This window comes from Asticcacaulis sp. AND118, from assembly GCF_020535245.1.
In the GTDB taxonomy this organism is placed as follows: Bacteria; Pseudomonadota; Alphaproteobacteria; order Caulobacterales; family Caulobacteraceae; genus Asticcacaulis.
The window spans coordinates 817,866-840,745 of record NZ_CP084910.1 but is presented as its reverse complement, the minus strand read 5'-3'; the positions used below and the strand labels follow the sequence as shown (position 1 = coordinate 840,745).

The 22,880-nt window shown below is 64.0% G+C and carries 26 protein-coding genes; 17 read left to right on the top strand and 9 right to left on the bottom strand.

Translation table 11 applies throughout. The annotated features are described in order from the left end of the window. Positions 1 to 22 precede the first annotated feature (22 nt). The 7 genes from hisD to LH365_RS04015 all read left to right on the top strand — a co-directional run bounded on the left by hisD (position 23) and on the right by LH365_RS04015 (position 6,726). A complete protein-coding gene (gene hisD, locus LH365_RS04045) occupies positions 23 to 1,321 on the top strand; it encodes a histidinol dehydrogenase (protein ID WP_226744921.1) in 1,299 nt (432 codons plus the stop codon). Between the two features lie 2 nt (positions 1,322 to 1,323). After that, a complete protein-coding gene (gene hisB, locus LH365_RS04040) occupies positions 1,324 to 2,826 on the top strand; it encodes an imidazoleglycerol-phosphate dehydratase HisB (RefSeq protein WP_226744920.1) in 1,503 nt (500 codons plus the stop codon). Continuing rightward, positions 2,826 to 3,452 (top strand): imidazole glycerol phosphate synthase subunit HisH, encoded by a 627-nt coding sequence (gene hisH / locus LH365_RS04035; RefSeq protein WP_226744919.1) that lies wholly within the window; start codon positions 2,826 to 2,828, stop codon positions 3,450 to 3,452. The genes hisB and hisH overlap by 1 nt, the downstream gene beginning before the upstream one ends. 143 nt (positions 3,453 to 3,595) lie before the next feature. Next, the gene (gene hisA, locus LH365_RS04030; RefSeq protein ID WP_226744918.1) at positions 3,596 to 4,342 is read left to right on the top strand and encodes a 1-(5-phosphoribosyl)-5-[(5-phosphoribosylamino)methylideneamino]imidazole-4-carboxamide isomerase; all 747 of its coding nucleotides are present in this window, start codon (positions 3,596 to 3,598) and stop codon (positions 4,340 to 4,342) included. Between the two features lie 167 nt (positions 4,343 to 4,509). Then, positions 4,510 to 5,277, top strand: a complete 768-nt coding sequence (gene hisF, locus LH365_RS04025; RefSeq protein WP_226744917.1) for an imidazole glycerol phosphate synthase subunit HisF — start codon at positions 4,510 to 4,512, stop codon at positions 5,275 to 5,277. 143 nt (positions 5,278 to 5,420) lie between these two features. Further along, entirely contained in the window at positions 5,421 to 6,068 is a 648-nt protein-coding gene (hisIE, locus tag LH365_RS04020) for a bifunctional phosphoribosyl-AMP cyclohydrolase/phosphoribosyl-ATP diphosphatase HisIE (RefSeq protein WP_226744916.1), read from the top strand. A 67-nt stretch (positions 6,069 to 6,135) separates the two neighbouring features. Continuing rightward, on the top strand, positions 6,136 to 6,726 hold the full coding sequence (locus tag LH365_RS04015) for a hypothetical protein (RefSeq protein ID WP_226744915.1): 591 nt from the start codon (positions 6,136 to 6,138) through the stop codon (positions 6,724 to 6,726). 97 nt (positions 6,727 to 6,823) lie between these two features. Here LH365_RS04015 and LH365_RS04010 read toward each other — a convergent pair whose 3' ends face one another. Continuing rightward, positions 6,824 to 8,224 (bottom strand): hypothetical protein, encoded by a 1,401-nt coding sequence (locus LH365_RS04010; RefSeq protein WP_226744914.1) that lies wholly within the window; start codon positions 8,222 to 8,224, stop codon positions 6,824 to 6,826. 281 nt (positions 8,225 to 8,505) lie between these two features. On the opposite strand from LH365_RS04010, the gene LH365_RS04005 reads away from it, so the two are divergent. The 3 genes from LH365_RS04005 (at position 8,506) to dgcA (ending at position 13,120) form a co-directional block, all read left to right on the top strand. After that, positions 8,506 to 9,177, top strand: coding sequence for a hypothetical protein (locus LH365_RS04005; protein ID WP_226744913.1), 672 nt, complete (start codon positions 8,506 to 8,508; stop codon positions 9,175 to 9,177). Positions 9,178 to 9,323: 146 nt separating this feature from the next. Then, positions 9,324 to 12,158, top strand: coding sequence for a tipN (locus tag LH365_RS04000; RefSeq protein ID WP_226744912.1), 2,835 nt, complete (start codon positions 9,324 to 9,326; stop codon positions 12,156 to 12,158). Continuing rightward, on the top strand, positions 12,158 to 13,120 hold the full coding sequence (dgcA, locus tag LH365_RS03995; protein ID WP_226744911.1) for an N-acetyl-D-Glu racemase DgcA: 963 nt from the start codon (positions 12,158 to 12,160) through the stop codon (positions 13,118 to 13,120). The genes LH365_RS04000 and dgcA overlap by 1 nt, the downstream gene beginning before the upstream one ends. Here the strand turns inward: dgcA and LH365_RS03990 are convergent. The 5 genes from LH365_RS03990 to LH365_RS03970 form a co-directional block, all read right to left on the bottom strand. Continuing rightward, a complete protein-coding gene (locus LH365_RS03990; protein WP_226744910.1) occupies positions 13,117 to 13,323 on the bottom strand; it encodes a hypothetical protein in 207 nt (68 codons plus the stop codon). The two genes, dgcA and LH365_RS03990, sit on opposite strands and share 4 nt — an antisense overlap. Continuing rightward, a complete protein-coding gene (locus tag LH365_RS03985) occupies positions 13,313 to 13,660 on the bottom strand; it encodes a hypothetical protein (RefSeq protein ID WP_226744909.1) in 348 nt (115 codons plus the stop codon). The genes LH365_RS03990 and LH365_RS03985 overlap by 11 nt, the downstream gene beginning before the upstream one ends. Beyond that, complete coding sequence (locus tag LH365_RS03980; RefSeq protein ID WP_226744908.1) at positions 13,657 to 14,082, bottom strand: CBS domain-containing protein; 426 nt, start codon at positions 14,080 to 14,082, stop codon at positions 13,657 to 13,659. Before LH365_RS03980 ends, LH365_RS03985 begins: the two co-directional genes overlap by 4 nt. Positions 14,083 to 14,390: 308 nt before the next feature. After that, entirely contained in the window at positions 14,391 to 15,368 is a 978-nt protein-coding gene (locus LH365_RS03975; protein ID WP_226744907.1) for a bile acid:sodium symporter family protein, read from the bottom strand. A gap of 42 nt (positions 15,369 to 15,410) precedes the next feature. Continuing rightward, on the bottom strand, positions 15,411 to 16,289 hold the full coding sequence (locus LH365_RS03970; RefSeq protein WP_226744906.1) for a 2-dehydropantoate 2-reductase: 879 nt from the start codon (positions 16,287 to 16,289) through the stop codon (positions 15,411 to 15,413). A 90-nt stretch (positions 16,290 to 16,379) separates the two neighbouring features. On the opposite strand from LH365_RS03970, the gene LH365_RS03965 reads away from it, so the two are divergent. The 4 genes from LH365_RS03965 to LH365_RS03950 are packed head-to-tail and all read left to right on the top strand — an operon-like array spanning position 16,380 to position 18,870. Then, positions 16,380 to 16,835: a DUF4442 domain-containing protein gene (locus LH365_RS03965; RefSeq protein WP_226744905.1), complete on the top strand. Its 456-nt coding sequence runs from the start codon at positions 16,380 to 16,382 to the stop codon at positions 16,833 to 16,835. Between the two features lie 50 nt (positions 16,836 to 16,885). Further along, positions 16,886 to 17,917, top strand: coding sequence for a low specificity L-threonine aldolase (locus tag LH365_RS03960; protein WP_226744904.1), 1,032 nt, complete (start codon positions 16,886 to 16,888; stop codon positions 17,915 to 17,917). A gap of 27 nt (positions 17,918 to 17,944) precedes the next feature. Next, entirely contained in the window at positions 17,945 to 18,421 is a 477-nt protein-coding gene (gene ybaK, locus LH365_RS03955) for a Cys-tRNA(Pro) deacylase (protein WP_226744903.1), read from the top strand. Positions 18,422 to 18,462: 41 nt separating this feature from the next. After that, positions 18,463 to 18,870, top strand: a complete 408-nt coding sequence (locus tag LH365_RS03950; RefSeq protein ID WP_226744902.1) for a hypothetical protein — start codon at positions 18,463 to 18,465, stop codon at positions 18,868 to 18,870. Positions 18,871 to 19,036: 166 nt separating this feature from the next. Here the strand turns inward: LH365_RS03950 and LH365_RS03945 are convergent, their stop codons facing one another. Beyond that, the gene (locus tag LH365_RS03945) at positions 19,037 to 19,663 is read right to left on the bottom strand and encodes a glutathione binding-like protein (protein ID WP_226744901.1); all 627 of its coding nucleotides are present in this window, start codon (positions 19,661 to 19,663) and stop codon (positions 19,037 to 19,039) included. 61 nt (positions 19,664 to 19,724) lie between these two features. Beyond that, entirely contained in the window at positions 19,725 to 20,186 is a 462-nt protein-coding gene (locus LH365_RS03940; protein ID WP_226744900.1) for a DUF2269 domain-containing protein, read from the bottom strand. Positions 20,187 to 20,238: 52 nt separating this feature from the next. Between LH365_RS03940 and LH365_RS03935 the strand changes: the two genes are divergently transcribed. From LH365_RS03935 to LH365_RS03925, 3 genes are read left to right on the top strand one after another with little or no spacing between them, the layout of a single operon-like run. Further along, positions 20,239 to 20,628: a DCC1-like thiol-disulfide oxidoreductase family protein gene (locus LH365_RS03935; RefSeq protein WP_226744899.1), complete on the top strand. Its 390-nt coding sequence runs from the start codon at positions 20,239 to 20,241 to the stop codon at positions 20,626 to 20,628. Next, on the top strand, positions 20,625 to 21,233 hold the full coding sequence (locus LH365_RS03930) for a DUF4166 domain-containing protein (protein ID WP_226744898.1): 609 nt from the start codon (positions 20,625 to 20,627) through the stop codon (positions 21,231 to 21,233). Before LH365_RS03935 ends, LH365_RS03930 begins: the two co-directional genes overlap by 4 nt. Then, positions 21,223 to 22,299, top strand: coding sequence for a saccharopine dehydrogenase family protein (locus LH365_RS03925; protein ID WP_226744897.1), 1,077 nt, complete (start codon positions 21,223 to 21,225; stop codon positions 22,297 to 22,299). The genes LH365_RS03930 and LH365_RS03925 overlap by 11 nt, the downstream gene beginning before the upstream one ends. On the opposite strand, the gene LH365_RS03920 is transcribed toward LH365_RS03925, so the two are convergent. Continuing rightward, a complete protein-coding gene (locus tag LH365_RS03920) occupies positions 22,296 to 22,817 on the bottom strand; it encodes a DUF1993 family protein (RefSeq protein WP_226744896.1) in 522 nt (173 codons plus the stop codon). The two genes, LH365_RS03925 and LH365_RS03920, sit on opposite strands and share 4 nt — an antisense overlap. Between the last annotated feature and the right edge of the window lie 63 nt (positions 22,818 to 22,880).

Genomic DNA, 22,880 nt, shown 5'->3' with positions numbered 1-22,880 from the left:
CGCGGCTGCGGACAGGTGCAGTATGAAGACCTTTATCTGGAAAGACCTCAGCCCGGCGGAACGTAAATCCGCTCTCGCTCGCCCGGAAAACCGGCGCGACGCCCGCGTGCTCGAAACGGTGAAAACCATTTTCGACGACGTCGAGGCGCGCGGGTTTGCCGCCGTCGAAGACTGGGCCGCGCGACTGGACGGCCACGCGCCGGTCCGCGTCGAACTCACGCGCGGTCTGGTCGATGAAGCGCGCGCCAATCTGAGCGCCGAAGACCTCGAAGCCATGGAACTGGCGGTGGAACACGTCCGCGCCTTCCACGCCGCCGAACTGCCGTCCGCCGGACCGGTCATCGCGCCTTCGCAAGGTCTGTCGCTTCAGCGCGTCTATCGCCCTATCTCGACCGCCGGCCTGTACGTGCCGGGCGGCACCGCGCCGCTGTTTTCGACTCTGATCATGACCGCCGTCCCGGCTCTGGTCGCCGGTGTCCCCAACCGCGTCTGCGTCACCCCACCCGCTAAGGACGGCTCGCTGCACCCCATGATGATCGCTGCAGGTGCCGCCGCCGGTCTTGAGGCCGTGTGGCGCGTCGGCGGGGCGCACGCCATCGCCGCCATGGCTTTGGGCGCTCTGCCCGATGTGCCTGCTGCTGACAAGCTGTTCGGGCCGGGCAACAAGTACGTTGCCGAAGCCAAAAGATATGCGTCTGAGCGGATCTCCGGCATCGCCATCGACATGCCCGCCGGTCCGTCCGAACTGATGGTCATTGCCGACGTCTCGGCCAATGCCAAGCTGATCGCCGCCGACCTGCTGTCGCAGGCCGAGCACGACGCCGACGCGCAGGTGGTTCTGGTGACGCTCGATCAGGCGCTGATCACCGCCGTCGCCGCCGAGCTTGAGACGCAACTGGCGACCCTGCCGCGCGCCGTTATTGCCCGCGCCTCGCTGGAGCAGGCGCGCCTGTTCGTCGTCGATAGCCTTGAAGCCGCCGCCGAAGTCGCCAATGTCTATGGCCCCGAACATCTGGCGCTTCAGGTCGCCGATCTCGACGCCCTGATCCCGCAACTGACCGCTGCCGGCACCGTCTTCGCCGGCACCTACGCCGCCGAAACCTTCGGCGACTACGCCGCCGGCCCCAGCCACGTCCTGCCGACCGACGGCGCGGCGCGGGCTTGGGACGGCATCACCATCCGCTCGTTCCTGACCAGCTTCGTCGTGCAGCGCGCCACGAAACAGGGCGCGGCCACCATCGCCCCCGCCGCCGCCCGTCTGGCGCGTCTGGAAGGTCTCGAAGCCCACGCGCTGGCGGCAGATTTCCGGTTAGAGGTGTAAACATGTTCGCGTCCCCCTTCACCGCCCTGAATGCGCAAGGTTCCGGCCTCGAAGCCTCGCCGCCCTCGCTGGAGCCCTTGCGCGAACGCATGGCCGAGCTTTACGGCGTCGAGCCCTATCAGTTGATGGTCACGCGCGGCGCGTCGCACGCCACCGAAATCCTGATGCGCCGCCTGAAGGTCAATGGCTATGAGGCCGTGTTTACCGAGCCCTGCTATTCGGAGCGGCAATACCACCTGCAAAGCCTCGCTGACGCCTATGGCCTGTCGCTGAAACAGGCGACCAAGCCCCTGATGACGCTCAAAGGCGCGGGCATGTACGTCATCGACAATCCCGCCATGCCCGACGGCAAGGCCTGGGACCTGATCGCAGCGCGCACACTGGCCGTCGAAATCTTCCCGGCCCTGCTGGTGATCGACGAAAGCTATTTCGATGTCTGCGACGCCACCAGCCTGATCGAACTGACCAAGTCGGAATCGAACGTGGTGGTGCTGAAAAGCCTGTCCTTCCTCTACGGCCTGTCGGGGGCGCGGGTCGGCGCGCTGATCTCGTCGCCCAAGACGCTCAACGGCCTGATGCGCTTCTGCGAGCCGGTGCCATTGCCGACGCCGTCGATTCGCGCCGCCGAAGCGGCTCTGGCCCCGTCGCGCGCCCTAAGCGTTCAGTCGCGCATCGACCTGATCCGCAACGAGCAGGCGCGTCTGCGCGACGCTCTGAGCCAGTCGCCTTCGGTCCTGCAATTCCACGTCAATGACGGCCCCTTCGTCTTTATCAAACCGAAGGACCTGATCCGCACGCAGACGCAGCTCAAAAAGTTCGGCGTCACCGCCAAGAACGCCTATGAAGGCCTGATCATGGCGCTGGGCGACAAGGCGCACAATGATCGCATCCTGGCGGCCCTCGGTGTCGCCATCGAAGCCGGGCGTCCGGCTCGACGCGGCGAGGTGCTGCGCGATACCAAGGAAACCCGGATTTCGGCGATTGTCGATCTTGACACCCCCAAGCCGGTGAGGATTTCGACCGGCATCGGTTTCTTCGATCACATGCTCGATCAGGTGGCCACGCACGGCGGCTTCTCGCTGCAACTGTCGTGTCAGGGCGATCTGGAAATCGACGGTCATCATACCATCGAAGACTGCATGCTGGCCTTCGGTCAGGCGTTGAAGCAGGCGCTGGGCGACCGCGTCGGCATGGCGCGCTTCGGCTTCGTCCTGCCGATGGATGAAACCGAGGCCAAGGTGTCGATCGACATTTCCGGCCGCGCCTTCTGCGTCTTCAGGGGCACGTTCGAGGCCACGCATATCGGTGAATACGCCACCGAAATGACGGGTCACGCCTTCCGCTCGCTGTCCGAAGCGCTGGGCGCATCGATCCATGTCGAGGTCGAAGGCCAGAACGACCACCACAAGGTCGAGGCCTGTTTCAAGGCGCTGGGCCGCGCCCTGCGCATGGCTACGCGCATCGAAGGCGACGCCCTGCCCTCCACCAAGGGGATGCTGGCGTGATGACTGTGCTCAAAGAGCGAAGCGTTAGCACGACTAAAAATGTCGTCGTTATTGAACTGGGTTGCGCCAACACCGCGTCCGTGCTGTTCGCGCTGGAGCGTCTCGGCGCGCAGGCCGTACTGTCGTCGGACGCGGCGGAAATCAAGGCCGCCGAGCGCGTGGTGCTGCCCGGCGTCGGCGCGGCGGGCTTCGTCATGAGCCGCATCCACGAACTGGGCCTGTACGACACGATCCGCAGTCTGACCCAACCGCTGATGGGGGTATGTCTGGGGCAGCAACTGCTGTTCGACAGCTCCGAGGAAGGCGATGTCGAATGCCTCGGCCTTATTCCGGGCCGCGTCGTGAAAATGGATGCACCCCCACCTCTGGTCGTGCCGCATATGGGCTGGAATCAGTTGCAGGCCGTGCGCGAAGACCCGCTGACGGCAGGGCTTAATGCGGGCGACTACGCCTATTTCGTGCATAGCTTTGTCTGTCCGGTAACCGAACATACGCTGGCGGAATCAACCTATGGCGCGCCGTTTGCGGCTATGGTGCGCAAAGGCAACGTTTGGGGCTGCCAGTTCCACCCCGAACGTTCCTCCGCCGCCGGCGCGAAGATTCTGGAGAATTTTCTCCGCATTTAAGCCCCCTCGCCCCGCTTGCGGGGAGAGGGTTGGGGTGAGGGCAAAAGGCCACACACTCCACTCGTTATTGCCCCTCACCCGGCGCGAAGCTTGGCTTCGAGCCACCCTCTCCCCGCAAGCGGGGCGAGGGGGAGAATTAAAAAATGATCCTCTACCCCGCTATCGACCTGATCAACGGTGAATGTGTCCGCCTCGCGCAAGGCCGCTTCGACGCCGTTACCAAGTACGACTCCGACCCGTTCAAGCGCCTCGCCCTGTTCAACGAGGAGTTCGCCCCCAATTTTACCAACGCGTGGGTGCACATCGTCGATCTCGACGGCGCCCGCGCCGGTTCGCCGCAGCAGCACGAACTGATCGGCCGTCTGGCTCAGGCGTCACGCGCCAGGATTCAAACCGGCGGCGGCGTGCGCTCGCGCGAGCACGTTCAGACCCTGCTCGATCAGGGCGTTTCGGCGGTCGTGGTCGGTTCGGCAGCAGTGAAGAACCCGGAAGAGGTGCGCGGCTGGCTGCGCGACTTCGGCAAGGACCGCATCACGCTGGCGCTCGATGTCCTGCCCACGAAAGACGGTGATTTCGATGCGGCCCTGCACGGCTGGACCGAAGGCTCCGGCATCTCTTTGTGGAGCGTGCTCGATGAATATCCGGTCGGCGTCGCCCAGCGCATCCTCGTCACCGACGTGTCGCGCGACGGTATGCTGATGGGGCCGAACATGGACCTGATGCGCGCCCTGAGACAAAAACGCCCGGACCTCGATATTCAGGCGTCCGGTGGCGTGCGCTCGGTCGAAGACCTGTACGATCTCAAGGCCCTGGGCGTGCACGGGGCCATTGTCGGCAAGGCAATCTACGAAGGCCTGATCGATCTGAAAGCCGCGCTGAACGTGGGCTAACACCCAACCTCCTCCCCTGTGAGCGGCGCGAACGGGGGAAGGTGGCGAGCAAGCGAAGCGCGTCGAGACGGAGGGGGCCACCCCACCGTCAATGCCCCCTCCGGCCAGACAAGCTGGCCACCTCCCCCGCTATGCAGGGGAGGAGATAAGAATAGAAGGCACACGCAATGTTAGCCAGACGCATCATCCCCTGTCTCGACGTCAAGGACGGTAAGGTCGTCAAGGGCGTGCAGTTCGTCGGGCACGAAGTGCTGGGCGACGCCGTCGACATGGCGCTGCGCTACCGCGACGAAGGCGCCGACGAGTTGGTGTTGTACGACATCACCGCCTCTGCCGAAGGCCGCACGGTCGATTATAACTGGGTGCGCGACATTGCCCGCGCGCTCGACATCCCCTTCTGCGTGGCCGGCGGCATCCGCTCGGCGGAACAGGCCGTGAAGTGTCTCAATTCCGGCGCGGACAAGGTGTCGATCAACTCCCCGGCGCTGGAACGCCCGGACCTGATCAACGAACTGGCCGAAATGGCCGGGTCACAGTGCGTGGTGGTCGGTGTGGACTCCCGTGAGTTGGATAACGATTACTACGTCCATCAGTATTCGGGCGATCCGGACAAGATCCGCGCCGCTGGCCGTCGCACGCTCGACTGGGTGGTCGAAGCCGCTCAACGCGGCGCGGGTGAAATCGTGCTCAACTGCATGAATCAGGATGGCGTGCGCAAAGGTTACGACATCCGCCAGTTGAGGCTCGTGCGCGATTTGATCGATATTCCGCTGGTGGCGTCGGGCGGCGCAGGCGCGCCGGAACACTTCACCGAGGTGTTTGATCAGGCGGATGTGTCGGGCGCTCTGGCCGCCAGCGTCTTCCACAAGAAAATCATCCACATTCCGGACCTGAAACGCGACCTGCAAAAGGCGGGAATCGCGGTTAGACTATAATTCGCGCCTGTCCAATCAGAGATTAGACAGGGACAAAAAAGCGAAAAATCTCGCAGGGCCGCCCCAAGAGATTTTTCTCGATATGATCAAACGTGAAAAAGTATCGAGGCACAGCCGAGAGACTTTGTTCACGAGGAAATCCAATGCCCGAAGCCCACAAACTGCCCAATCCCCTGACTCTCGCCGATCTCGATGCGCTCGATTTCACCAAGGGCGACGGCCTGATTCCCGCCATCGTGCAGGACGCCGACACGCTGCAGGTGCTGATGCTGGGCTATATGGACCGCGCTGCCCTGAGCGAAACCCTCACGGCGAAGCAGGTGACATTCTTCTCGCGCTCCAAGGGCGGCCGCTGGCGCAAGGGCGAAACCTCCGGCGATTTCCTCAATCTGGTCAGCGTCACCACCGACTGCGACGAAGACGCCCTGCTGGTCATGGCGCGCCCGGTCGGCCCGACCTGCCACACCAAGACCACCTCCTGCTTCGGACACGAGACGGCGCCCGGCATCGGCTTCATGGGCCATCTGGCGCAGGTTGTAGCCGAGCGGGCCAAGGCCCCGCCCGCCGACAGCTATACCGCCCGCCTGATGCAGAAGGGCGTCGCCAAGATCGCTCAGAAGGTCGGTGAAGAAGGGCTTGAAACCGCTCTGGCCGGACGCTGCGGCGACCTCGACGAACTGCATAACGAAGCCGCCGATCTGCTCTATCACTTGTCGGTGTTGCTGATGGCGCGCGAAACGACATTGGAGGCGGTGCTCGACATCTTGCGGGAACGGCACTCAGAACGTTGATTTTTAGCGTTCGACAAGCGCGGTAGCGGTGTTAAAACGTAGGGGTTAATGCCTTTTGAGCCTCTCGATGCGCCGCACCACGTTTACCCTGTTCCTGATCGTCCTGTTCGCGCTGGTCTGCGCCCCGGATATCGCCCGGCGTTTTATCCCCATCGACGCGCCGTGGCTGGGTTGGGTGCAGGCGATCCTGCTGGCGGCGGGCGTCGTCGCAGCCGCCCGCGCCAGGCTGCGCGATGCGGGCAAACCCGAAGCCTGGCTTTTGCAGGTCTTGCTGGTGGTGACGCCCATCTATGCGCTGTTCGCCTCGCCGCTGGCGGGCCTGCTGCCGGTGCCCAGCCAACTCAGCACGCTGGCCCTCATCGGGGCCAATGGCGCGGTATTCGGCGGATTGATCTTTATGGCCCTGATGCGTTCCGCAGAGATTGCGGAAAAGACCGAAGAACCGAAACGCCGCGACGCGCCGAAACCCGACTCCGACTCCGGCGCAGCCCCCGTGCCTGTAGCTGCCGATTCCGCGCCTGCCTCACCCTCGGCCAAGCCCGCGCCGACGGATGATACCAGGATAGCAGACCAAACATCCGCCGACACGTCGTCCGGCGACGCGTCCAGCGATGGCGGTTCAGGCGGGGATGGCGGCGGTGGCGGCGGTTCCGATTAGAGCCTGCTCCGATCCAACTGGATCGGAGCAGGCTCTAATCTTCTGTTTTGTCGTGCGTTTAATTCCAAAAACCGCTGCACACTTTTTGGAACGCGCTCTAATAGATCGGACAGGCCTTCCACTCATAGGGCACGGCCATCAGCGAGCGTCCGCGCCATTCGATGCGATAACCGCGGCCTTCCGCAGGCCGATCTGACATGTCGTCGCAACGGCTCATCGTGACATAGCCCAGCACCTGCGGCCCCTTGCGCTCGGCGATGTACGTGCCGTCGCTGAAGCGCACCTTAGCGGTATCATAGTCCTGCCAGACGCGCTCACCGTCGCGGACCTGATATTTGAGCACCACCACGTCCAGCGCCTTGTGATCGAAGGCGCGCATATAGGCGATGACCTCGTCGAAACAGACGCCGGGCAGCAACCGTGCCGTCTCCGGACAGCTATTGCGCCCCATGGCCACGGGCCGCGCCTCGCCATAGGCCTCGAAGATATCGCGCGGCACCGGCGCCAGCGGTGCACCGCAGGTGCTCAACGCCTCTTCCGCCACGAACAGACCCGCTTCACGACCGTGGACGCGGAAAACGGCACCTTCCGTCGTCGCGCAACCGGCCGGAACGCTAAGCTTGCTGCGCTCGAACCAACGCTTGTCGGCCTTGAAGCCCTTGCCCGACCGCTTGAGCACCAGTTGCTCGACATCGTCGGCCTTCAACGCATCGCCATCGCGCACCGGGAATTTGGAGGCGATGAGGTCCAGTTCCTTTTCCCCGGCATTTGCCTGCAGGAAGGCGATGCCCGTCTGCGCGCAATAGACCTTGCGCACCAACTGATCAGGCGCACAGGCGGGGTCGGGCTGGGCCAGATAGCGCCACTCACCGCGCGCCCTCAGCGTTTCCGTCGGCGGCCAGGCGTCACCGCTGGCGCGCACCGTCGCGCCTACCGCCGGCGGATCGACCGGCAGGGACGGACCTTCGACGCGGTAAGGGCCATTGGGCTGACGCGGACCACCGCCGCAGACCACGACCTGACGTTCCTGCGCCACGGTCTGCCCGCCGCGGTTTTCGATGGTGTAAAAGACCTCTTCGCCACGCAGCGCATAGCAATCGCGCGGCACGCGGATCTCCGACGTCGCCAGTTCGACCTCGCTCCACCGCAGGCCGGCGGGCGTCAAACTGATATCGTACAGGCTGTAATCACGGCCATAATCGCCGCGCACCGCTTCGCCACCCGTCGCGGAATGGCGCACGCCCAGCACCCGCGCCTGAGTGACGCCAGCCGCCTTAAGGCGCGCCGCGACCGTATCGAGACAGGGACCATTATCGAAGGTGCGATAGGCCGTCGGACAATCGCCCTTCGGTGCGGCGACATAGCGCGCGGCGCCCAAGGCCTCATGCACTGTGCCGATTCGTGCGGGCTCGATCAGGCGCGGCGTCATCTGCGCCTGAGCCATAACCGGCACCAATAGGGCGAACGCCGCTACGCATCCCGCCGAACGCCACCCCATATCCGCCTCCCCAGGCCAGTTCAATGGAAGGATTTCTGCCATTTCATTGTCTTCAATGCAATCGGCAGCGCCAAATCCGGCCAATAATCGCCATAATTTCGAGCGATGTAGAAATGGGGTGACACAGGGATGCGAAATCCCCTGCGCCATAAGCTTTTAGTTGCAGCCGCGACCGATTTGCGGCATATTCATGGTATTGTGAGCGCGTATCGGCTCGGGGATAATGTGGCGTAAGGCTGGCCGGGGCAGACCGGTGGGGAACATTCTGGACGCGCATCGACATGTCAGCGCTGTTTGACATCATCATCGGCTTTATCACGGCGCTTGTTTCGGCCGCGTTCCTGCATTTCGGTGCCGGTGGCGCGCCGTCGGAACCCGCCAAGCCCGCATCTGCGCCCCAATCCCAGCCGGCACAAACCGTCCCCTCACAAACCACCAATGCCCAGATCGCTGCTGAAGCCCAGGCGGCTGAAAAGGCGGCGCCCGAAGCCATCATCCTCAATACCAAAGCGCCCCGCGTCGATTCCGCGCAAAAGGTTAAGGTGAAGGTCCGCACGGCGGTTAATGGGGCGCATGTCGATTCGAAAGCCCCGCTGGCTCCGGTCGATATGCTTGCCGTGCCGCCGGCACCTCCTGCGCCCCCGGCCCCACCCGCTCCTGCGGTGGCCTTGCCGGCTCTGACCCTGCGCATTGCGGGTCTGAGCCTCGATGAACAGAAACGCATCGCCGCCGAGGTCGAAAGCGATCTGCGCGCTGCCGAAGTCGAAATGGCGCTTGAAATCGCCGCGCATCAGGACGAAATCCGCGCCGCTGCCGAGAAGGTCGCGGCGGAACACCGTCTGGCGCAACACCGCGTGGCCGTGCGCGTCGACGCCTCCCAAGTTAGCGGCCCCTGCCCCGATGCTCAGGCGGCCCCCCTACCGGCGCATATCCGCACCATCGTCGCGCAGTAGCTCCGCATACGCCGGATACGAACGTTTATCATCTGGCGAATCTGCCTCTAAACCATTTGCGTTATCAATGATCTGCGGCTAGCGTTTCCCCTCACGGGAGAACCCGGCTTTCCGGTGGTAAAGACCCTGGCGCAGGACTGCATTCTATGAAATCTCGCATTCGTCCCCCTTTGAACCTCTCGTCTTCCGAGATGCGCGGTCGCAAATCCAAGCTGCGCCCCCTGTTTGACGAAGACACGGCCCCGGAGATCGAAGGCGAGGACGATCTGGCTATTCCGTCCACCGACGATCAGGATGATGACGCGCTGTTCGAAACGCCCGAACCTGTCTCCGCCCCCCCCCATGAACCTACCCCAGAGGCGGTCGCGTCGGAAACGCCGGCAGCCGAAATCCCCGTAAGCGAAATTTCTGCGGCCGAAACGCCCGAAGCCGTCCCTGCGCCCGTGGCCGATATTCTCGACATGCCCCTCGACCACGCCGCCGATCACACCCCCGACCCCAAGGCCGTGGCGGCGGATTTCCTGGACATCCCGCCAGTGGCGCCGCCCGTGAAACCACCGCCCCGCGCCGAAAACACCGCACCCCTGACGCCCCACCGTCCGGCGGAGCCTGCAACCGCGCCCGTGAGCCCGGTCCGCGTCACGCCCGAAGGCATCATGAAATTGTCCGGTGGATCGGGCGGTCCCTTCTGGGGCGGCGTCACGGTGATCAGCCTCGGCTGGGCCCTGTGCCTGACCGCCTTCGTGCTGGGGGCCGAAACCCAAATCGCCGCCTTTACGCTGCAGCCGTTCCGCATCGTGATCCTCGGCGCGCTGGCCCTCTTCCCGATCGGCCTGATCGTCGCCACGGCCTTCGCGCTTCGCCACGCCGCCGCCCTGTCGCGCGAAGCCCGTCGCACGGCCGCTCTGGCCGACGCCATGGTCGCGCCGGCAGCGATCGCCGCCACCCAGACTACGGCGCTGGTCGATTCGCTGCGTCAGCAGGTCGAGCAGGCCGTGCGCGCCGTGCGGGTGGCGCATAACGATCTCAATGAACTGAGCCACCGCCTGAAGACCGAAACCGAGTCGGTGCTCAACGCCGCCGAAATGGCGCGTCAGTCGACCCAGACCATTACCGGGGCTCTGTCGGTCGAACGTCAGGCCGTGATCGAGATGGGCGCGCAACTCGATGTGCAGGCGCGCGATGTCATCGACGCCGTGGACCGTCAGGCGCGCATGGTCGCCGACGCCTCAGACCTCGCCCAGACGCAGTTGCGCGAAGCCGAAGCCGCGCTGGCCGCCCGCGCCGCCGACCTCGCCTCGGTCGCCGCCGATACCCAAAGCACCGCGCGCACCGTCGCCGAAGACCTCGACCGTCAGACCCTGCGTCTGGAAACCGCCGGCGCCGGCGTCGCCGACCAGATCCGCAGCGTCGAGGAGGGTCTGGGCCAGCAACGCGCCGGTCTCGTCTCCGCCGCTTTGTCTTTGCGCGCCGATCAGGAGGACTTCGCCGTTCATCTGGAAAATCAGCGCGCGCAATTGTCGGAAGCGCTCACCGTGGCGCGCGCGGCCACCGTCGAACTGGGCGAAAGCTCGTCGCGCGGGGTCGATATCCTGCGCGATCTGGTGCTGCACGCCCAGGATCAGTTCCGTCAGGTGCTTAATGGCGCGGAGAATGAGCGCACGGCGTTTGAGACGCGCATCCACTCGACCCTGTCCAACATCTCGGTCATGGCCGCCGATGCGCGCGACGAGATGATCAGCGAAACGCGGCACGCGCTGGAACAGCTCAATATCGCCTCGGAAGACGCCCGCCGCGCCGCCGCCGACGCCGCCCAGACGGCACAGGTCCGCGTCGATCGTCTCAACGAATCGCTGTTCGAAGCCGGCAAGAAGGCCGACGAAGCCTTCGACGCCCGCTTCAGTTCCGCCCGCCGCCTGATCGAGGATTCCGCGGCCCTGATCGACGAGGCCGGTCTGACCGCCGCCGAACGTCTGGACACGGCTTTCAGTCACGCCCGCGACGGCATCAAGCAGGTCGAGATGGCGCTGAGCGACATCACCGCGCGCGCCGACGAACTGCCCCTGCAGGCCAAGTCGCGGCTGGAGGAGATCCGCCGTGCGGTCGAAGACGGCCTGCTGGCCATGACCGAAGCCGCGCGCAAGGCGGCGCTGGAAACCGAGAGCGTCGACCAGGCCTTTCAGGAGCGCGTGAAGCGCAATTACGACATGCTGACCGAAGCCGTGCGCCTGATGGGGGTCATCTCGGCGCAACCTCTGCCCACGCCGCCGCCCGCGCCCAACCCCTATGTCGAGCGTTTCGAGCGTCCGCGCGAGTCCCTGTCCTCGCGTAGCGCGGCCCCCGAAGCGCGCCCGGCGACGACGCGCCCGGAACGGACTGAACGCCCGCGCCGGGGTCTCGATCCGCTCGAAGCGCCGCTGGACGCCCCCCGCCCGCTGGCGAGTACGGCATCGGCCCCCCAACCTGGCCGCAGCGCGGCGCGCCCGCAAAGCGGCCTGTCGTGGCGCGACCTGCTCAACGGCATGGATGGCCGCGAGGCGTCAAATCGTGAGGCCCCAATTCGCGAACCGGCCCGCAAGCCCGAACCCGCCCCGGCTCCGGTCCCGGTCGAGGACGCCACGCCCGACAATCTCGACGATCTGATGATTGCCGAAGTCGCCTCTATGGGCGTGGACGCCCAGACCCTGCTCAATCGCTCGCGTCTCGAGGAGATCATCGCCGCCATCGTCGCCGACGACAACGAAGGGGCGCGTCTGGTCCTGCGCCGCATTGCGCCGGCGGCCATCCGCCGCCTCAGCCGCCGCCTGACCACCGACGCCACCTTGCGCGATCAGGCGCAGGACTTCGTCACCTTCTACGACCGTCAGATCAATATCGCGCTGCTGACTCGCGATCCGCGGTCGGCGCTCGGCGAGATACTGGGCACCCCGACCGGCCGCACCTACCTGCTGTTCGACGCCGCCATCAGCGACCTGATCTGATGAAGCTCGACTATCGCAGCGAAGCCTGGCCCATTGCCGGGCGCTTCACCATCGCGCGTGGGTCCAAGACCGAGGCGCACGTCGTCTATGTCGAAGTGACCGATGACGGTTACCGGGGGCATGGCGAAAGCGTGCCCTATGCCCGCTATGGGGAAACGGTCGAGAGCACTTTGACCGAACTGGAAAGCGCCCGCGCCCAGATCGAAGGCGGCATCATGCCGTCCATGCGGGCCGGCGCGGCGCGTAATGCGCTGGACTGCGCCCTGTGGGATCTGCGCGCCAAGGCCTCCGGCACACCGGCGTGGAAGCTGGCCGGGTTACGGCCGCTCAATCCGTTGAAAACCGCCTATACGCTGAGCCTCGACACCCCTGAAGCCATGGGCGCACAGGCTTTACAAAACGCCCGCCGCCCCTTGCTCAAGCTGAAGATCGGCGGGCCGGACGATTTAGCGCGCGTTGAGGCCGTGCGGCTGAATGCCCCTAAGACGCGCCTGATCGTCGATGCCAACGAAGGGCTGACGCTGGAGAGCCTCAAAACACTGGCCCCCGAACTGAAACGGCTCGGCGTCGTACTGATCGAACAGCCGCTGAAGGTCGGGGAAGACGAAGCGCTCAAAGGCTACAAGTGCCCGGTGCCGCTGTGCGCGGACGAAAGCCTGCACACGCGCGCCGAGCTGGATCGCTGCGCGCGGCTCTATAATGCGGTGAATATCAAGCTGGACAAGACCGGCGGCCTGACTGAGGCGCTGGCGCTCAGAAAAGCGGCGCAGGACAAGGGCCTGATGATCATGGTCGGCTGCATGGTCGCCACCTCGCTCAGCATGGCCCCCGCCATGCTGGTGGCGCAGGGCGCGGATTTCGTCGATCTTGACGGACCGCTGTTGCTGGCCGAAGACCGCGCACACGGGCTGAAGATCACCGGTTCGATGCTGGAGCCACCCGAACCGGAGTTGTGGGGCTAAACCAGCTCAATTTCCAGCGGTACTTCGCTGTCGGCCCGTTCGCCAGCCCGCGCCGGATTGGCCGAAGATTCGAGGGCGTGGAACAGGCTCTCCGCTCCCGTCACGGCCAGCGCCGCCTCTTGTTCGCGTTTAAGCGGCGGCACGACTTCCAGTCCCCCGCAAACGCCCAGCCCCACGCGCATCTTTTCGGGTTCAGCCTTCATCCGACGCCTCCTCCACCAGGTCTTCTTCGCGGAAATATTCGCGAACGGCGTAGCGCAACTCCCCGGCATGCGCCGTCCAGCGCTCGGAATGGATCGAGGTGTCGCCGATCTCGTACAACAAACGGCGGATTTCCCGCGCATGATGCTGACAGCGCGGACTTTTCTCCAGACTTGCATCGAGGTAGGCCAGCAGCGCCGGCTTGAGCTGTTCGTAGGTCACGACGCGCAGCGTGTTATTGACCGTGTCGATCAGGTCGTCGGTCAGGGCGAGAATGTTGTCACGGTCCGGTGCCGTAGACGTGTCGTCGCGAATGAGATCGTCCTGAATAACCATCACGCCGCCCACTTGTCTTCGGCAACGGCTGTTTCGATGCCGCCGGTCAGTTCACGATCTGCGGTCACCCGCGCGATATCGCCGATCGACACCACGCCGACAATGCGGCGGTCAGCGTCGAGTACGGCCAGTCGGCGGATCTGCTCGGCCTTCATATGGCGCGCGGCGACCTCCACATGGTCGCTGTCCATGCAGTAGACGATGCGGTCGGTCATCACTTCCGACACGGGCGCGTCGGGCTTCAGCCCCTCGGCCAGACCACGCACTACGATGTCGCGGTCGGTCACCGCACCTTTCAGCCGGTCGTTTTCCCCGATGGGTAAATAACCGCAATCGCTGTCGCGCATCAGACGCGCAGCAACGGCCAGCGGCGTGTCGATGCGGATGATCTTCACATCACGGCACATGACGTCCTTGATCAGCATGGTGTCTTTCCTCTTCTTTTGGCCTCTGCTTTTAGCGGTAGAGGATACGGCCAAGCCCGTAAGGTCTCGCCACGCCGTCACGACATTGGTCTAAAGATCGGGCAAAACGGGCATTTACCGTTTTCTAAGGTCAAACCTTAATAAGGCATAAGCGTACCGTAAGCCGCTGATTTGGCGGACATCTGATGAACGCGACTGTAAAGCGGGGTCACATCTTATGGCAATCGGATCAGGATGCGCGTGTTGTGCATCGACACCCTTCGCCTGACCTGACGGAGAGAGGGTTCGTCCTTCTCTCCGCCTTTTTTTTACCGTTTCAGGCGGGGTGCAAGGAAGGCGCAGACGATCAGTTGCAACTGATGGAAGAGCATGACCGGCAGCAGGACCGGTCCCAGCACGGCGGCGGGAAACAGCGTGCCGGCCATGGGTACGCCCGAAGCCAGCGATTTCTTGGATCCGCAGAACAGCACCACGACACGGTCTTCGTGCGACAATCCCAGGCGTCCGGACACCCACCACGTCCCGCACATGACAACGGCCAGCAACGCTGCGCCGATGACGAACATCAGGCCCAGATCGCCAAGCCCCACCTTGGACCACAGGCCCTCGACCACCGAGGCGGAAAAAGCCGTATAGACCACCAGCAGGATCGAGCCGCGGTCGACGCGCCCGATCAGTGTCTTGTGCCGGTCGAGATAGCCTTTCAATAATGGCCGCATCAGATGCCCGACCACGAAGGGCAGCAACAATTGCAGGGCGATGTCGATAATGGCGTCGAGCGACACCCCGCCGCCCGTCGTATTCATCAACAGGGCCACCAGCACCGGCGTAATGAGGATGCCGAGGATGTTGGACAGCGATGCGCTGCACACCGCCGCCGCCACATTACCGCCGGCGATGGCGGTGAAGGCGATGGACGACTGCACGGTTGACGGCAGCAGACACAGGAAGAGGATGCCCGCCAGCATCATCGGGTCCATCACCGAACCGAGCGCCGTCTGAATCCCAAGCCCCAGCAACGGGAAAACGGCAAAGGTCGTCAGGAAGACCACCAGATGCACCTTCCAAGCCATCAGCCCGGCGAAGATCGACTCGCGCGACAGCTTGGCTCCGTGCAGGAAGAACAGCAGGACGATCGCCGCGTCCTTGACCCAGCCCGCCACCACGGCGCTGTCGCCGCGCACCGGCAGGAAGGAGGCCAGCACCACCATGCCCAGCAGGGCCAGTATGTACGGGTCGAAGGTCTTGATCAGATTACGGACGGTAAGGGCGGGCGTGTCGGTCATGTCTCCTTTTCGGCGTCTTTGATCCGATAATCAAGCCGGCCATCAAGCCTTTTGAGCGGCCAACAAGGGCACGATCAGGTCGCTGACCGGCGTTGGGATGCCGTGCTTGCGCCCTTTACGCACGATGACGGCATTGCGCGCATCCCATTCGGTTTCACGCCCTGCCGCGCGGTCGTCGTACATCGAGTTGGTGTCGTCGGGCGTGGCGGCCATGAAACGCGCCATCTGTTCGTCGATCAGGCTATCGGGCAGGTTCGCACCCTCCGCCCGGCCCACGGCGACGCATTCGCTGAGGATTCCACGGGCGATATCGGCAATGCCGGGTTTATGGAAGACCTGCATCGGTTGACCGGTCAGGGCCAAAATCGCACCGCCCGGCGCATTGACGCACAGCTTTTTCCAGTTTTCGGTCACATAGTCGGGCGTCGTGGCCGCCTTGACGAAACTGCCGGCAAACAGGGCGCAGAAGTCCGCGCCTTCCGCCGTATCGGCGACCAGCAGCCCGGCCCGCCCACGCCATTCGGCGACACCTGGCGCGGAGCGACCGGCCGGAATATCGACGACCACCGGCACCAGAACAGTTGAAGCTAGGACCAGAGGCGAGACGCGCTCGCGGTGTTCGACGCCGTTTTGCAGGATGGCCACGCGGGTGTTTGGCCCGACGGCGGCATCCAGCCAGGCCTTCGCGCCCTCGACCTGATGCGCCTTGACGCACAACAGCACCCAATCGGCCTGTACGATCTGCTGCGGCGAGGTGGCCACATTCGCCCGGCGGCGGGGCGCCATCTCACCGGCATTGGCCACCATCAGCCGCCCAAAGCCCTGCCTCGCGGCAAAGACGACGTCGTGCCCGGCATCGATCAGAGCCGCGCCTACGCTCAGGCCCACCGCACCGGGTCCGATGATCAAAACGGTCGCCATTTTTTTTGCGATTCCTTCCCCAGCGTGACGCTATGCCTACGGCTTGTTTGACGTTAACGTAAGCCCCTCAGCGTCTCGCCGGAGGGGACCATGGCCGCCGACCCTATCAAACGCTTCAAGCTGATCAACCTCTATCCACCAATGATCGGTGCCGGCATCCGCGTCGTGCGCACTGCCCCCGATTTCACCGAGATCGAGGTGCAGATGAAACTGCGCTGGTGGAACCGCAATGTGGTCGGCACCCAGTTCGGCGGCTCGCTCTACATGATGTGCGACCCCTTCTTCATGGCGATCCTGATGACGCATCTGGGGCGGGGCTATATCGTCTGGGACAAGGCGGCGCGCATCGATTTTCTCAAGCCCGGCCGCGGGCGGGTGCGCGCCATCTTCCGCATCCCGCCGGAGGAGATCGACCGCATCCGCGAGCAGGCCGATACCCTGCCCAAGCTCGAACCGGAATTCGAGGTCGATGTGGTGGACGACGACGGCGTAGTGGTGGCGCGGGTGCATAAGACGCTGTATGTGAGGAAAAAGCCTCCGAAATAGCCCCTTCCCTCTCACTTGAGAGAGGGAAAAAATCAGAAATAGAGTAACGAATGGTCTGGTTCGCCAGCGACAATACCGCCCCGATGCACCCCGCCGTTCTGGCCGCGCTCGGTGCCGCCAATGAAGGCCACGCCGCCTCCTATGGTGGCGATGAGGTCACGGCCCGCCTGAACGCCCGCCTGCGCGAAGTTTTTGCCAATCCGGGTCTGCGCGCCTTCCCGACCTTCAACGGCTCGGCCACCAACGGCGTCGCGCTGGCCTCGGTCATGCGGCCGTTCGAGGCGACCATTGCGACTCGCGACGCCCATATCCAGAACGACGAATGCGGCCTGCCGGAATTCTTCACCGGGGCCAAGATCCTCATCGCGCCGGACGTGCGGGGCAAGCTGACGCCCGAAGGCATCGAGGCCATCGTCGCCCTGTCGCAGGACCACGCGCCGCACGCTGCGCGCCCGAAGGTAATCAGCCTGACGCAATCGACCGAAATCGGCACAGTCTATAACGTCTCCGAACTGCGCGCGCTCAGGACCGTGGCCGACCGGCACGGCCTGCTGATCCATATGGACGGGGCGCGGCTGAGCAATGCCGTATCCTCTCTGGGCGTTTCGCCGGCCGAGGCCGTGACGGGCGTGGATATACTGTCGTTCGGCGGCACCAAGGCCGGGGCCGCTCTGGCCGAAGCCGTGGTTATCCTCAACCCCGCTCTGATCCGCGACTTTGAATACTGGCATAAGCGCATGGGGCAATTGCCGTCGAAGATGCGCTTCGTGTCGGCGCAGTTGCTGGCCCTGCTCGAGGACGATCTGTGGCTGAAGCTGGCGGCCCACGCCAACGGCATGGCGCAGCGTCTGGCCGAAGGACTAAGCGCCCTCGACGGCGTGTCGCTGCTCTATCCGCAGCAGGCCAATGCGCTGTTCGTCACCCTGCCCCCGGCGCTGGCGACAGGGCTTGAGGACGCGGGACACCGGTTTTATCCGTGGTCGCTGGCGGGAGAAAATGTCTACCGGCTGGTATGCAGCTTTGCCACGACCGAGGAAGAGGTTTCCGCGTTTCTGGGTGATTGCAAAAAGTTCCTCCCCTGATTTCAGGAGAGGCGCTATAGAGTTGCCATGTCCAAAACCACTGCCGGCACCGCCGCCCTGCAAAAGGCCGGGATTGCCTTCGAGCTTCACCCCTATGGCTACGACCCGGACGCGCCGCGCGTCGGGCTTCAGGCCGCCGAGGCGCTGGGCGTCGATCCGTCCCAGACCTTCAAGACCCTGATGGCCGAGGTCGACGGCAAGGGCGTCTGCGTCGTCGTGCCGTCGGACGGCGACGTGTCGATGAAGAAGCTGGCGGCGCATTTCAAAGGCAAGTCGGCCCAGATGATGAAGGTGCCCGAAGCCGAAAAAGTGACGGGTTTCAAGGTCGGAGGCATTTCGCCCTTCGGCCAGCGCAAAGGCCACCCGACCGCCATCGACGAGACGGCGCAGTTGTACGATGTGGTCTATATTAATGCCGGACAGCGCGGGTTGTTGCTATCGATCAAGCCCGACGAAGCCGCCGCGTTTCTCAAGGCGGGCTATGTCGATCTGATGGCCGAATAGCGCAACCTGTGATAGCCTTCGTTCATTAAATGGAGGCGCACATGGCGGACGGCAGCAGCAACCTCTTCGACCCCTTCGGCCTGTGGCGGTTCGCACCACAGACGCTGACGCAGGACATATTGCGCGGCTGGTCGCTGATCAGCATTACCGAGACCAATTCCTCGGCGCCGGATACCGAAAAACGCATCGTCGAACAGGAAAGCTATGGCCGTCAGATCGGCAAGCTGACCGATGCGGTGCTGCGCCTGATCGATGACCTGCCCGCCGAGAAGCGCGATCAGCCGGCCTATGATGACCTGCGCGATTTGAAGGCGCGCATCGATGTGCTGAAGGCCGACAGCGCGGCCAAACGGCTCGACCGCTGGCAGGACGATCTCAAGCTGCTGAAAAATGTCGATCCGGCGGAGTACGAGCGGCAGGTGATGAAGCTGAGGGAGGTGCTTCGCTAAACATCCTCCCCTGTAAGCGAAGCGAAACGGGGGAGGTGTCGAGCAAGCGAAGCGCGTCGAGACGGAGGGGGCGAAACCATCAGCGAAGCCCCCTCCGTCAGCTCATTTCATTCGCTGCCACGGCACGGGCCGCCCCGCTCCCCCGCTTCGCAGGAGAGGATGAAGCTTAGGTCGCCGTCTTACCGACGGTCATGCCCTTCTGCACCGCCGGGCGCGCGCCGACGGTGTCGAACCAGGCGGTGATATGCGGCTTGTCGGCCAGCAGTTCTTCCTGCTGATAGAAGGTGCGCAGCGTGTTGATCCACGGCCAGATGGCCATGTCGGCGATGGTGTAGGCCTCACCCGCCACATAGGCGTGCTTCGACAACTGCGTCTCCAGCACCCCCAGCAGACGCTTGGCTTCGTTGATATAGCGGTTGATCGCGTAGGGCACCTTTTCCGGCGCGAAGACGGCGAAATGCCCCAGTTGGCCGAACATCGGCCCCAGACCGCCCATCTGCCAGTTCAGCCACTCCAGCACCTTGTAACGCGCCTCGCCCGACGCCGGCAGGAACTTGCCGGTCTTTTCGGCGAGGTAGACGAGGATGGCCCCGGTTTCAAAGACGCTGATGCCCGTCTCTTCGTCGACAATGGCCGGGATCTTGTTGTTGGGCGAGATTTTCAGGAAGTCGGGATGGAATTGTTCGTCTGCGCCGATATTGACCGGCTTGACCCTGTACGGCAGGCCCATTTCTTCGAGGCCGATGGAGGCTTTGAAGCCGTTGGGTGTGGTCCAGGTGTGCAGAACGATCATGGTCTTCCCCTTTGCGGAATGGTGTGACGAAGACATGGGGGTGAAACCGCAAAGGTCAAGGTTACGGTTTCACCACCATCAGCCAGAATACAACCACAATCGCCGGAAAGGCCAGCGCGCCAAGGATCACCCACCAGCGCTCATAGGTCCAGTAGAGCGGCGGCAGCGGCTCACCCGACAGATGCGCGGCCTTGGCCAGATCGCGCATCCTTATCTGCATCCACACCACCGGCAACCAGCAGGCTCCGGCGAAAATATAGAGCAACAGTCCCCCCAACACCCAACCGCCGAACAGCTGAAATCCGCCCAGATGCACCAGCCACAGACCGGTCAGAAGCTGAACGATGACCGCAGGCGTGGTGAACAGCCAGTCGGCAATGACCACGTGGCGCGAGGCGAAGGCGATACCCGGCACCTCCTTGCGGCGGTTGGCCATGAACATGAAAAAGGCCGTGCCGATCCCGGTGCCGAACAGGATGGTCGATGAGACCACATGCACCCACTTCACCCACAGATAGAGCATTGATCCCCCTCGCCTTCGCGCCTATGAACAGCGTGTAAGGGGTATACGGGAAATGGACAAGACCGAGGCCGAAACACTCTGGCTCGTCTATGACGGGGATTGCGTGCTGTGCCGGTCGGGGGCGCTGGGCTACCGCGTCAACAAGGCCGTCGGCCGATTGCAGACCCTGGATGCGCGCAGCCATGCCGTCCATCCTGTGCTCAGGGAAATCCACACCCGCCAACTCGATCTCAATCAGGGGATCGTCGTGGTCTATGGCGATCAGTGGCGGCACGGCGCCGATGCCCTGAACCTGCTGGCTATGCTGGGGTCGAACCACGACGCCCTCAACCGTTTCAATGCTTGGCTGTTCCGCTCGCCGCGCCGCGCGCGCTGGCTCTATCCGCTGATGCGGGCGGGGCGTAACCTCAGCCTTAAACTGGCCGGAAAGACGCAGATATGACCCCCACCTTCGCGGCCATCTTCGCCGAGCAATGGGAGGCCCTGCCCCCGGCGCTCAAGGCCCACTACGCCAATCGGCCCTTCACCCGCGATCATGTGACCGTCGAAGGGACGCTGGATGTCGAGATGCACCCGTTGCTGCGGCGTCTCTCGGGTTTGATCAAAGCCACCGGCATGTTGACGCCCTATGAGGGCAGGGCCGTGCCGGTGACGGTGCACTTCCGGTCGGAACCCGACAGCGACGCCTTTGTGTTTGAGCGCGTCTTCCGTTTTGAGGGGCGCGCCCCCGTGACCTTCCGCTCGCGCATGGTGTCGAAGCGCCCGCACAGCGTCACCGAATATATGGCCACCGGCATCGGCTGGCGCGCCCGCTACGACTATCATGAAGGCCGCGTGCGACTGCGCCACGCCGGTTATGCGTGGCGGCTGTTCGGGCTCGACATTCCCTTGCCCATCAGTTGGCTGGCCGGACGCGGCGATGCCTGGGAAGAGGCCACGGGCGAAGACAGTTTCCGCATGTATATGGACCTGCGCCATCCGCTTCTGGGCAAGCTCTACAGCTACGGCGGGGCGTTTCGCGTGACCGAGATGCGTCTTGACAGATAAGGTCCTGATCCTTGGGGGCTACGGCAATTTCGGCAAGCGCATCGCCGCCGGTCTGATCCGCCGCGCGGTGCCGGTCATCATCGCCGGTCGCGACGCCACAAAGGCCGAAGCCTGCGCCAGATCGCTGGGCGCGGAGTGGTCGGTCTTCGATCTCAACAGCGGCCTGAACGATGCTCTGCGCACGCTGAGACCCGCCGTGGTAGTGCACACCGCCGGGCCATATCAGAACGCCGATTACCGCGTCGCCGAAGCCTGTATCGCGGCAGGCATCCACTATGTCGACCTGTCCGATGCCCGTGATTTCGTGGTCGGTTTCAACCGACTGGACGCCGCCGCCAAAGCGGCGGGCGTGACGGCCATCAGCGGGGCTTCGACCGTACCGTGCCTGTCATCGGCGGTGATCGCGCATTTCCGCGACCGGTTTGCCTCGCTCGACGGGCTCGACTTCGGCATCGGCCCCGGTCAGGGCGCCGAGCGCGGACTGGCCACCACCGCCGCCATCCTGTCCTATGTCGGCAAGCCATTGAAACCCTTTGCCGGGCATCCGAATGCCTATGGCTGGCAGGGTCTGCGCCGGCATCGCTTTCCGCATCTGAGACCAAGGCTGATGGGCGATTGCGACATTCCCGACCTCGACCTGCTGCCTGCCGCCTATGGGCTGAGGTCGATCCGCTTCGGTGCCGGGCTGGAACTCGGCTTCATCCACCTCGGCCTGTGGGCCCTGTCGTGGGGCGTGCGGTGGAAACTGCTGCCCTTCCCCTTGCCGAAACTGGCCAAGCCGTTACTGAAAGCCGCCGACCTGTTCGATCCGCTGGGCTCTGACGACGGCGGCATGTTCATGGCCCTGTCGGGCACAGGGCTGGATGGACAGACGCTGACCATCGACTGGCATATCATCGCCCGCAATGGCGACGGCCCGCAGATACCGTCGGTGCCGGCCATCCTGCTGGCCGAACGTCTGGCCAAGGGGAGTGGCCCCACCCCCGGCGCGCGGTCGAGCCTCGGCCTGATCGCCCTTGCGGACTATCTGACCGCGCTCGAACCGTTCGATATTGTCGTAAGTTAAAGCCCGCCGCGCAGGTAGTCGGTCTTGCCCAGTTCGACGCCATAGTGGCGCAGGATGGCGTAGGCCGTCGTCACATGAAAGAACAGGTTCGGAATGACGAAGCCTACCGCATAGCTGTAGCCGGTGAACGGGATTTCGCGGCCCGGCAGCTTCAGCACGACGTCACGGTTTTCGGCGCCGTCGAACAGGGCCGGATCGACGGATTCGACATAGGCGATCGTCCGGGCCAGACGCGCCTTCAGTTCCGCGAAGGTGGTTTCCGTATCCGACATGGACGGAATTTCAGTGCCGGTCAGGCGGGCCACAGCGCCCTTCGCCGTATCGGAGACCGACTGGATCTGACGGCGCAGCGGGTGCATGTCGAGCGCCAGACGCGCTTCGATGACCACCGACGGATCGATCTTTTTCGTTTCGGCGAAAGCCTCGGCCTTGGTGAGGAGATGGGTCAGGTTCTTCATCGCGTTGATGAGAATCGGCACGGTCATCGAATGGATGGAGACGGGCGGGACCTGCGACATATGTTTTTCTCTGGGTGCGTGCTTTAGGGGTGCGTGTGTCTGCCGGAACGGCCCGTCAGACAT

Bases quoted from the DNA above. Each gene is read 5' to 3' on its own strand.
- hisB (WP_226744920.1), top strand. From the start codon at position 1,324: ATGTTCGCGTCCCCCTTCACCGCCCTGAATGCGCAAGGTTCCGGCCTC.
- hisIE (WP_226744916.1), top strand. From the start codon at position 5,421: ATGCCCGAAGCCCACAAACTGCCCAATCCCCTGACTCTCGCCGATCTC.
- LH365_RS03940 (WP_226744900.1), bottom strand. From the start codon at position 20,186: ATGCTCTATCTGTGGGTGAAGTGGGTGCATGTGGTCTCATCGACCATC.
- ybaK (WP_226744903.1), top strand. From the start codon at position 17,945: ATGTCCAAAACCACTGCCGGCACCGCCGCCCTGCAAAAGGCCGGGATT.
- LH365_RS03950 (WP_226744902.1), top strand. From the start codon at position 18,463: ATGGCGGACGGCAGCAGCAACCTCTTCGACCCCTTCGGCCTGTGGCGG.
- LH365_RS03960 (WP_226744904.1), top strand. From the start codon at position 16,886: ATGGTCTGGTTCGCCAGCGACAATACCGCCCCGATGCACCCCGCCGTT.
- LH365_RS03975 (WP_226744907.1), bottom strand. From the start codon at position 15,368: ATGACCGACACGCCCGCCCTTACCGTCCGTAATCTGATCAAGACCTTC.
- hisD (WP_226744921.1), top strand. From the start codon at position 23: ATGAAGACCTTTATCTGGAAAGACCTCAGCCCGGCGGAACGTAAATCC.
- LH365_RS04005 (WP_226744913.1), top strand. From the start codon at position 8,506: ATGTCAGCGCTGTTTGACATCATCATCGGCTTTATCACGGCGCTTGTT.
- LH365_RS03990 (WP_226744910.1), bottom strand. From the start codon at position 13,323: ATGAAGGCTGAACCCGAAAAGATGCGCGTGGGGCTGGGCGTTTGCGGG.
- LH365_RS03945 (WP_226744901.1), bottom strand. From the start codon at position 19,663: ATGATCGTTCTGCACACCTGGACCACACCCAACGGCTTCAAAGCCTCC.
- LH365_RS03980 (WP_226744908.1), bottom strand. From the start codon at position 14,082: ATGCTGATCAAGGACGTCATGTGCCGTGATGTGAAGATCATCCGCATC.
- hisA (WP_226744918.1), top strand. From the start codon at position 3,596: ATGATCCTCTACCCCGCTATCGACCTGATCAACGGTGAATGTGTCCGC.
- LH365_RS04015 (WP_226744915.1), top strand. From the start codon at position 6,136: ATGCGCCGCACCACGTTTACCCTGTTCCTGATCGTCCTGTTCGCGCTG.
- hisF (WP_226744917.1), top strand. From the start codon at position 4,510: ATGTTAGCCAGACGCATCATCCCCTGTCTCGACGTCAAGGACGGTAAG.
- LH365_RS04010 (WP_226744914.1), bottom strand. From the start codon at position 8,224: ATGGGGTGGCGTTCGGCGGGATGCGTAGCGGCGTTCGCCCTATTGGTG.
- LH365_RS04000 (WP_226744912.1), top strand. From the start codon at position 9,324: ATGAAATCTCGCATTCGTCCCCCTTTGAACCTCTCGTCTTCCGAGATG.
- LH365_RS03920 (WP_226744896.1), bottom strand. From the start codon at position 22,817: ATGTCGCAGGTCCCGCCCGTCTCCATCCATTCGATGACCGTGCCGATT.
- LH365_RS03935 (WP_226744899.1), top strand. From the start codon at position 20,239: ATGGACAAGACCGAGGCCGAAACACTCTGGCTCGTCTATGACGGGGAT.
- hisH (WP_226744919.1), top strand. From the start codon at position 2,826: ATGACTGTGCTCAAAGAGCGAAGCGTTAGCACGACTAAAAATGTCGTC.
- LH365_RS03970 (WP_226744906.1), bottom strand. From the start codon at position 16,289: ATGGCGACCGTTTTGATCATCGGACCCGGTGCGGTGGGCCTGAGCGTA.
- dgcA (WP_226744911.1), top strand. From the start codon at position 12,158: ATGAAGCTCGACTATCGCAGCGAAGCCTGGCCCATTGCCGGGCGCTTC.
- LH365_RS03930 (WP_226744898.1), top strand. From the start codon at position 20,625: ATGACCCCCACCTTCGCGGCCATCTTCGCCGAGCAATGGGAGGCCCTG.
- LH365_RS03965 (WP_226744905.1), top strand. From the start codon at position 16,380: ATGGCCGCCGACCCTATCAAACGCTTCAAGCTGATCAACCTCTATCCA.